Raw genomic sequence first — 250 nt, forward strand, 5'->3', positions numbered from 1 at the left:
GTCCTTGCCTTTCTTCTCCGGGTGTTTTTCCAGGTACGCCTTGGAGTAGCGCTTCATGAACGGAAAGCCCAGCGCCCACCAGGCCAGGCCAATCACCGGCACCCAGATCAGCTCCTGCTTGAGGAAAAACTTCAGCGGTTGAATCTTGCGATTGAGCACGTATTGCAGCACCAGAATATCCACCCAGCTCTGGTGGTTGCTGGTGATCAGGTACGAGTGTTGATAGTCGAGACCTTGCAGGCCGCTGACG

The 250-nt window shown here is 55.6% G+C and carries 1 protein-coding gene; it reads right to left on the reverse strand.

What is annotated here, in order from left to right; translation table 11 throughout:
- Window positions 1-250, reverse strand: a 250-nt coding sequence (locus tag AAEY83_RS17330) for a 1-acyl-sn-glycerol-3-phosphate acyltransferase (protein WP_351061153.1), incomplete at both ends; no start/stop codon positions are given.

This window comes from Psychrobacter sp. TB20-MNA-CIBAN-0197, from assembly GCF_040309765.1.
GTDB lineage: Bacteria > Pseudomonadota > Gammaproteobacteria > Pseudomonadales > Moraxellaceae > Psychrobacter > Psychrobacter submarinus.